This is a genomic window from Limnospira sp. (genome assembly GCF_051859755.1).
In the GTDB taxonomy this organism is placed as follows: domain Bacteria; phylum Cyanobacteriota; class Cyanobacteriia; order Cyanobacteriales; family Microcoleaceae; genus Limnospira; species Limnospira fusiformis.
On record NZ_JBIMLI010000082.1, the window covers coordinates 1 to 9220 of the forward strand.

Annotated in this window: 5 protein-coding genes and 2 pseudogenes; 4 read left to right on the forward strand and 3 right to left on the reverse strand. The window is 43.6% G+C overall.

What is annotated here, in order from left to right:
* A pseudogene (locus tag ACTIE0_RS14710) lies at nucleotides 1–62 on the reverse strand (IS607 family transposase); the annotation flags it as partial.
* Between the two features lie 565 nt (nucleotides 63–627).
* Between ACTIE0_RS14710 and ACTIE0_RS14715 the strand changes: the two are divergent.
* Genes ACTIE0_RS14715 through ACTIE0_RS14725 form a run of 3 tightly spaced genes read left to right on the forward strand, consistent with a single transcriptional unit; the run spans nucleotide 628 to nucleotide 4786 of the window.
* Entirely contained in the window at nucleotides 628–2643 is a 2016-nt protein-coding gene (locus tag ACTIE0_RS14715) for a patatin-like phospholipase family protein (protein WP_006668013.1), read from the forward strand.
* 41 nt (nucleotides 2644–2684) lie between these two features.
* Nucleotides 2685–3698 (forward strand): hypothetical protein, encoded by a 1014-nt coding sequence (locus tag ACTIE0_RS14720; protein WP_006668014.1) that lies wholly within the window; start codon nucleotides 2685–2687, stop codon nucleotides 3696–3698.
* A 38-nt stretch (nucleotides 3699–3736) separates the two neighbouring features.
* Nucleotides 3737–4786: a patatin-like phospholipase family protein gene (locus ACTIE0_RS14725; protein ID WP_006621803.1), complete on the forward strand. Its 1050-nt coding sequence runs from the start codon at nucleotides 3737–3739 to the stop codon at nucleotides 4784–4786.
* A 199-nt stretch (nucleotides 4787–4985) separates the two neighbouring features.
* On the opposite strand, the gene ftsH is transcribed toward ACTIE0_RS14725, so the two are convergent.
* Complete coding sequence (gene ftsH / locus ACTIE0_RS14730; protein WP_196797698.1) at nucleotides 4986–6896, reverse strand: ATP-dependent zinc metalloprotease FtsH; 1911 nt, start codon at nucleotides 6894–6896, stop codon at nucleotides 4986–4988.
* A gap of 249 nt (nucleotides 6897–7145) precedes the next feature.
* Between ftsH and ACTIE0_RS14735 the strand changes: the two genes are divergently transcribed.
* The gene (locus ACTIE0_RS14735; protein WP_006621806.1) at nucleotides 7146–8615 is read left to right on the forward strand and encodes an alpha-amylase; all 1470 of its coding nucleotides are present in this window, start codon (nucleotides 7146–7148) and stop codon (nucleotides 8613–8615) included.
* 102 nt (nucleotides 8616–8717) lie between these two features.
* Here ACTIE0_RS14735 and ACTIE0_RS14740 read toward each other — a convergent pair.
* A pseudogene (locus ACTIE0_RS14740) lies at nucleotides 8718–9220 on the reverse strand (hypothetical protein); the annotation flags it as partial.

Sequence of the window (9220 nt, forward strand, 5' to 3'; positions counted from 1 at the left end):
AGTGTTCTTTCATGGACTCCAAGGATTTGGGCCGCTTCCTTGGGTTTGACATATCTGGCAATAGGTTTATCCTCAACCCTTCTCGCTTATTATACCGTATTGCCGTAAAATGTTAACCTAATTTGAGATTAAATCATGCTCTTCGTGTGAAGCTGTAATTTTGGCTTCTCCTGTTCTGGCGTTCCCTCAAACATGAAACTGAGAACAAAAAAGGCTACCCAGATTTTAGCTTCTTCTTTGGTAATTGTAAATCGAACTGGGCTTTTTATCCACAACAAAACCGATTAATTTTATGGGTCATTCGTTTGGGGGAAATGTTAAAATTTTATAAAGGTTTTGTCAGGGGGTTGAGTCCTTTGGAGAAATTCTATAAAATAATAAGGTACAGCCCCAAAAAAATTCACCTATAAAATTGGGAGGTTTACCCGTTTAGCATCAACTACATAGCGCGATACAAAGGATTCAAAAAATACGGGCGTTGGCGTTCAAACAACCGCAAACGTTAGCTTTGGGCTGTATTGTGGTGAAGTGATCATCATGATGAGAAAAGAGAGTTGATGTGACCGAAACCAATTCAAACTGGAGGTTGACTAAAGAATTATTCACCCATTACTAGGAAGCGAAAAAATGAAGAAGCGGAAAAAAGGTAAAATTGCGATCGCCTGTCAAGGAGGGGGAAGCCACGCGGCATTTACGGCGGGAGTTTTAAAGAGATTTCTGCAAAGTGATGTATGCGATCGCTATGAAATTGTGAGTTTAAGCGGCACCTCTGGCGGCGGTTTATGTAGTCTACTAGCTTGGTATGGTTTAGTCAAAAATCAACAGGAAACGGCGAGAGAACCCTATCACCAATTAATTGATTTTTGGGAAGATAACTCAGCCAACCATCTTTGGGAACAATACCTAAATTATTTAACGGTTCAATCCTGTAGATTTTACGATAAGGGGATTATTCCTAGCTACATTTCTAATCCCTATACCTGGGGAGGAGTTCAGGAATTTTGGCAATCTGTCACGCCGAGACGAGAATATTTAGACCTGAAGAAACTGCTGGAAAAGCACATCAATTTTTCGCAACTTCCTAGGCTGATTAATAGTAGCAGTCCCCGATTATTTCTAGGTGCGGTTAATGTGATATCTGGGGAATCAAAAATCTTTGACTCTCGCCAAAACGAAATTGAAATTGATGCCATTCTCGCCTCGGCGGCTATTCCCACCCTATTCAAAGCTGTGGAAATTGGGGATGCTGCTTATTGGGATAGTTTATTTGCAGAAAATCCGCCAATTTTATCCCTAGTAGATGAACAAATTATTCCCCCGGAACAATGGCCGGATGAATTATGGGTTATACAGGTCAATCCTCGCGCCTGTGACAGTATACCTAGGACTACGCCAGAGATTTTAGATCGGCGAAATCAACTATCAGGGAATCTTTCTCTGTATCAAAGTTTAGAGTTGATCGAAAAAACTAATCGCTGGTTACAAAAGGGGTTTTTAAATGGAGATCTAGCGGGAATTAGTCCGGTGCAAGTTCGCCAGTTAGAAATTAAGCGATCGCATTTAGAAGGATTAGACTATGCCTCTAAATTTGACCGGCATCCTAGTTTAATTAACCACCTGATATCGGTGGGATTTGCACAGGCTGATTCTTTCGTAGAACCCTTGTTAAATGCCAGAGATTTAGAGGATATACTTTACCCAGAAAGTCGGGTTAATATCAATTCAGATATTCCCGAATCTGACCCAGCGATTTTATGGCAAATTGGCACATCTTCCAAACGGCTAAAGGTTTCTCCCCAAGGTGTCTGGACTCCCGAATATAACTATTATATCGGTAGTGATGCTGACCCGATTAAATACCCTAGCTTACCGACAATTATAACTGCTCCTGATGCGGAAAAACCGCCGGGAGTGGCATCAACAGATTGCCTGAATATTCACTTCCGCCTGTATAGGGATTATCAGGAAGGGGAATTAACTTTATCTTACCACCGCGATGGTTTGGGAGAGGATTGGTTATTCCTAGATGGTATCCTATTAATCCGCATTTGGGGTGCAGGAGAAAATCAGAAACGTCAAACTGAACTACAACTTGGCAGCCTGAGTGAAGGTGAACATACGATAACTTTAACTACTGCTAAAGGTAAGGGTAAGCATCGTATTTATGAGTTCAAATTGGCGGCGGGTGTCTCATCGGCAACTGTGTCAGAAACTCCTGTATCTTTGGGGGGTGAAACTTCCCAGAAGACGGTAACCAGTCAGCCATTGCTGGCGGAACTTCCCGACAGTTTAGATGGTTTAAATTTTGCCGTCACTACTTCCGAGGATAGGTCAAAATTGTGCCTGGAAGTAACCAATAGTTATCTGAATGCAGATGTTCTGGATTTTCGGGTAGTTGCAGCGGAGGTAATTAGTTCGCCAGGTGAAAGTGTGCAAGTTTTGGAAGAGGGAGAATTTCTCTCTCTGGGAAACCTACCCGCTAAGGATAGTGAACCATCTAAGCTGACGGGAGAAATTATCCTAGATGCTGAAGATGAACCGGCTAAAATAGAAACGGTGAAAATACAATACTCTGGTCGGGTTTCGGTGAGTGGTCGAGGTCGCGATCGCTTAAAGTTGATGGTAAATAAGGGAGATCATTAACCCTAAAATACCTGGTAAAATACCTCGAAGAGGATGGCGATATGAGTCAGAAAAATACAATCAATAAAGTTGACCTGGTGGTAATTATCGATACCCGTTCCCCACTGCGTGATGATGCTGATACTATCAGTAAGGTGGCGGAAGACGTGATCGAAAATGTCAGGGAAAGCTATCCCTGTGATTTGCAGATTACCTGGTTGGGAATAGAGGGAATTTGGCACGGAACCCCCTTTAGTCGTACCCTGCGTAATTATTTAATTAATGGTGGGGTAAATGAGTCCGAATTGACTGGGTTAAAGGTTACCCGTAGTAATGGAAGGAATGACCCGGCGCGGCGGGATGGCGCGGGAGCGATCGCCGATGTATGTAATCACTTTGACTGGCGTTTAGGCGCAAATAGGGCGATTTTTTATCTGGGAGAATTGGGGATTTCATCGGATAATGAATCACTAAATTTAGACCAGTGGGAAAAAGCGATCGCCGCCGCTAAGTCTGCCGTGGTGACAGTTCATAGTTATCGACAATCTTCGGGAGATGATGTAGCCATCAGCACACAAACGGGGGGATTATCATTTAGTCATCCCCTAGATAATCAGGGTTGGTCGTCGGCTTTATTATCGGTCGTAGCGGCGAGTTTTACGCCAGAATCTTACCTAGAAATAGATAAGTATGCTCCCTCTTTTGAGTTGATTTGTTCTCAACCTAGCCTAGGTGCAAATCAGGTGGAAACTGCGGCGATCGCTGTTACCAATAAGTACAGTAACATCACCTTTCGGGATGTGACCGTGTTCTTGTCCGCCGTCACCATTGATGAACGGACTCCTGTACCCAATTTACCTGACGAAATTCCCCCCATTCTCTTACAGCCAAATACCCCGATTTATTTTGGCGATATCAGCCCCTATAACCCAGATATTGAACCTGTCCCCACCACCACTATTCGCCCTATTCAGATTGAAACCAGAGGCTCTGTAAGTGGGGAGTTTTGGCTAAATATTGACTACAGTTATTCCGCTGAATTTTCAGTCAACAAACAGGAAAAAATTGTAGTGTAAAATCGACCAGCTTTTTGTAATTAATTGTAAGGTGTATTATGAGCAAAAAAAATATTGCGATCGCTTGTCAAGGTGGCGGTAGTCATACAGCTTTTACTGCTGGTGTTCTCCATGACTTACTACTAGAGGGAGTTCACGAAGAATACAATATTACCGAATTAAGCGGCACTTCTGGCGGCGCGATCTGCGCTACCGCAGTTTGGTATGGTTTACTCAAATATGCAGCCGGTTCAAAAGAACCCCCCTATAAATGGTTAGTCAAAATTTGGGAAGATAACTCTACTCAAAGTGTCTGGGAAAAAAGTTTAAATAACTTTGTCATTAACACAGTCCACTTGCAGGATTCTGGCATAATTCCCAGCTATCCCCCCAATCCTTATGCTAATCAATGGATTGTGGATTTTCTCACCATGATATCTCCCCGCAAAGAGTATATTAACCTGCGAGAACTCCTAGAAAATCACATTGATTTTGATGAAATTAAAACCCTAGTGAATTCATCGAGTCCCACCCTATTGTTAGGTGCAGTCAATATTCTATCTGGTGATTTTAAAGCCTTTGATTCTCGCAAAGGGGAAATTATCGTAGAAGCCGTGATGGCTTCTGCTGCTATTCCTAATGTATTCCCAGCCGTTCATATTGGTCAAGATGCTTACTGGGATGGTCTATTTTCTAAAAATCCCCCAGTTACCGAATTTTTGACAGAAAATATGGTCAGAAGACCTGACGAGATTTGGATTATTCAAATTAACCCTAAAACCCGTGGTTCTGAACCCAAAACCGCCCAAGATATCCTAGACCGACGCAATGAATTAGCCGGGAATCTGTCCCTGTATCAAGAAGTTAATTTCATTGAGTTAGTTAACAAGTGGATTCGGGCGGGAATTTTTGAGGGGACACCATTAGCTGATGAAATTAAACCCATTGATATTCGCTGGATCAGTATGAGTCATGACCTAGCCGAAGAACTTGATTATTCTTCTAAACTCAACCGGGATGATGCTTTCATTCAGAAATTGATGAGTAATGGTCGCCAGCAAGCCGGACAGTTTTTGCGGATTCTGCGGGGTGTTCCACAACCAGCATAGAATCAGCACAAAAAATGATTAAGGGCTGGTGGGGAAGGGGATAGACTCCCCCCCTACCGCCCCCTAACAACTGTTTGGTAGTTGATACAGCCTGTTCAGAAATCATCTGATCACCTCTCAAAGTCCCTCTCCATCTCTGGGATCCAGATTCAGGGTGAGGGCAATGTATTCAGCGACTGGTGAACAAGCTGTATGTAGCTTATTTGTTTAGAATAATCGCCATTTGCTTTTCAGGAAGAGGAGTATATTCCGAGACTAGGCGGCGGAACTCGTCCCCCTCAATGGTTTCCTTTTCTAGGAGAACTTCTACCAACTGGTCTAGCAAAACTCGGTGTTGACGGATAAGGCGGCAGGCTTGATCATAACAGCGAAAGGCGATCGCTCTAATTTGATGATCAATCTTAGTCGCCACTTCCTCAGAATATTCCGATTGACTAGGAAAGCCTCGCCCCAAGAATACCTGTTCTCCGGGACTTTCCAAAGCCACCAATCCCAAATCAGACATCCCGTAACGAGTCACCATTTCCCGCGCCAAATTACTGACCATCTGAATATCATTACTAGCGCCAATAGTCACCTCTGCTTCACCAAATACTTCCTGTTCAGCAGCCCTTCCCCCCAAAGCAATAGTAATTTGATCAATCAACCAAGCGCGGGTATACAGACCACTATCAACCATATCCTCATTAAACATCTGTTGAGCAAAACCGCCAATTCCTCCAGACCGGGGAATAATTGTCACCTTATTAAGAGGATCAGAATTTTTCAACAGAGTCATCAGCAAAGCGTGTCCCACCTCATGATAAGCAATCAGTCGCTTTTTCTTGCTGTCGAGAAGGGGAGTTAAAGCCAAACCAATAGTAATGCGGTCAATAGCATCATCAATTTCTAAGAGGGTAATCGCTTCCTTGCGTCGTCTAGCCGTTAAAATCGCCGCTTCATTAAGTAAATTAGCCAGATCCGCCCCTGCTAATCCTGGTGTTCTGCGGGCGATCGCCTCTAGGGAAACATCATCAGCCAGCTTTTTATTGCGCGCATGAACCTGTAAAATCCCTAAACGGCCATTGTAACCAGGTAAATCAACAATCACCTGTCGGTCAAACCGTCCCGGACGCAATAGGGCTGTATCCAACACATCAGGGCGATTAGTGGCTGCAATCACAATAATTCCCGGATTACCCTCAAATCCATCCATTTCCGTCAGTAATTGGTTAAGGGTCTGTTCCCGTTCATCATTACCGCCGCCAATTCCCGCCCCCCGTTGGCGACCGACAGCATCAATTTCATCAATAAAAATCAGACAGGGGGAATTATCCTTAGCCTTTTTAAAAAGATCCCGCACCCGGGATGCACCGACCCCCACAAACATCTCCACAAATTCCGAACCAGAAATGCTGAAAAACGGAACCCCCGCTTCCCCCGCTACAGCCTTAGCTAACAGGGTTTTCCCAGTTCCCGGAGGTCCCACCAATAGCACCCCCCTAGGAATTTTCGCACCAATGGCGGTAAACTTTTCCGGGGATTTTAGGAATGTGACCACCTCTTGCAATTCTTCCTTAGCTTCTTCAATACCAGCCACATCATCAAACAGAATCCCGGTTTTCGCTTCCATTTGGAACCTAGCCTTAGATTTACCAAAATTCATCGCATTTCCCGAAGACTGGGAAGACCGCCGCAGAATCATCAGCAGAAATGCTAAGACCGCCACAATCACCAAAACATTGACCACTAAACCCATAGCCACGCTATTGTCTGCCGAAGGTCTTACCTCATAGTCTACCGGGTTTGCCCGCAGCGCGGCCATCAGTTCCGGGTTATGGTCAAATAGTGCCACATACCTAATCTGTTGTCCGTTGGCTTCGTCTGTGAATGTGACTTTAGCAAGTTGTCGTGATGGGTCTTCTTGAATTCTGATGACCTGTCCCGCTTCGATTTTCTGCAACAAGTCTGTATAACTCATCGACCCAGAATCACGATTAGCCAAAGCTGGAGTCCCCAAAAGGATACTTTGGGAAATCACCCAACCTCCCAAAATCCGCCACAAATGCTTTTTGGACATGGCTGATGATTTAACTGGTTGTCCCAATCTGTTGATCCAGGAACTTTTCATATTCACATTTACCTTTGCTGTTGCTGTATCTTTGAATCTAACCATTACTGTATAGTTTAGCCTGAGATTATGTTAGCTGCCCCCCACCTCAGCCATGATTAGGGGGAAAGTCATCGGGTTGGAGGTTGTTCTCTCCCCTGTCCTCACACCAGCCGGCAACTTGGGGCTTTGTCTGGTATTCTTATCGGTTTCGGAAAACCATCCTATAATTGAAATATATTTTTTGGGACTCAGACAGGAGAAATTTAGATGATTAATGGCGTAATCATGCAATACTTCCATTGGTACATCGATCCCGATTTGATTTTATGGAATCAACTTAAAGAAAACGCCCAAGAATTAGTCGATGCTGGTATTACCGCCCTCTGGCTTCCCCCAGCTTATAAAGGGAAGAAAGGTAAATCTGATGTGGGCTATGGTGTTTATGATTTGTATGATCTGGGGGAGTTTGATCAACAGGGAACTGTCAGAACCAAATATGGCAATCATCAACAGTATTTAGATGCTATTCATGCCGCCCAAAGTGCCGGGATTCAGGTTTACGCTGATGTGGTGGTTAATCATCGCATGGGGGCTGATGAAACTGAGGTGGTTAAAGCTACTCCTTTTGCTATGAATAATCGGATTCATCCGATTGGGGAAATGCGAGAGATTAAAGCCTATACTCATTTTACTTTTCCCGGTCGTCAAGGCAAACATTCTGATTTTCAATGGCATTGGTGGCATTTTGATGCGGTTGATTATGATGATTTTACTAAAGATTCCTCGAATATTTATCTTTTGGAAGGTAAGGTTTTTGATGATTATGTGTCGTTGGAAAAGGGGAATTTTAACTATTTAATGGGTTGTGATCTCGATTTCCAAAGTCGAGAAGTTAGGGACGAAATCACTAACTGGGCTAAATGGTATCTTGATACTACGGGGGTTAATGGTTTCCGCCTTGATGCCATTAAACATATTTCGGCTTGGTTCTTCCCAGAATGGATAGAAACCCTAGAAAATCACGTCGGTAAAGACTTGTTTATGGTAGGGAAATATTGGTATAATGACATTGATACTCTACATTGGTATGTAGATACGGTGGGGGGTCGAATGTCTGTGTTTGATGTTCCCCTACACTATAAGTTTTATTATGCCAGTAAGTCGGGGGGTAACTTCGACATGAGAACTATTCTCGATCGCACTTTTATACAGGAACGCCCCATTAATGCGGTCACCTTTGTAGAAAATCATGATTCTCAACCTTTACAAGCCTTAGAAGCACCCGTTGAACCTTGGTTTAAACCGTTGGCTTATGCGATTATTCTGCTGCGACGAGAAGGTTATCCCTGTATTTTCTATGCTGACTATTATGGCGCAGAATACGAAGATTATGGCAAAGATGGTAACAGTTATAAAATTGTTTTACCCTCCCACCGTTGGATAATTGATAAGTTATTATATGCGCGACATCATTACTCCTACGGGGAACAATACGATTACTTCGACAACTACAATGTCATCGGTTGGACTCGTTTAGGTGATGAAGAACACCCCCAAGGTATGGCTGTGATTATGAGTGATAACATTCCTGGTCAAAAATGGATGGAAGTTGGTAAACCTAATGCTAAGTTTATTGACCTGACAGAACACATCAAAGAACCTGTTTATACCAATGAATGGGGATGGGGTCACTTTTCCTGTGACGGGGGTTCTGTATCTGTTTGGGTACAGGAATAAAAATCACTGATTTCTGATGACTTAAATTAACTGGAAAACCGCCGCCAGGATATTTGGTCACCCTCCATATAGTCCTGGCGGATGCTACAATCAGATGATGGGTTAAAAGGTTTCCCAGTCGATTGCTGCTACTGCTACAGGTGCTGGGGGGGAAGCTGGAACTGGTGAGACTTGAACCGCATGATTTGTCAATTCCTGTGGCTTTTCTTGTAGTTGCGATCGCAATTGCTCCAATTCCTCTTGAGTCTGTTGTTGTTTACTGTGGGAGGACTCTAATACCTGCATGGTTTCCTGAAGTTGAGCGTGACACTTCTCTAAAAGTCCCTCCGTCTCCTCTTTTTGCGATCGCAATTGTTCCAATTCCCCTTGAGTCTGTTTGTGTTTACTGTGGGAGGACTCTAATACCTCCATAGTTTCCTGAAGTTGAGCGTGACACTTCCGTAAAAGTCCCTCCGTCTCCTCTTTTTGCGATCGCAGTGTTTGCAGATTTTGTCGCGCCTCGTGTAACTCAGCCTTAGTCTTATCAACTTCCTCAGCCGCTTCTTTTTGCATAAACTGAGCCTGTTTCAACTCCTCAGTCTTATTATTCAGCTTGTCTTTAGTTT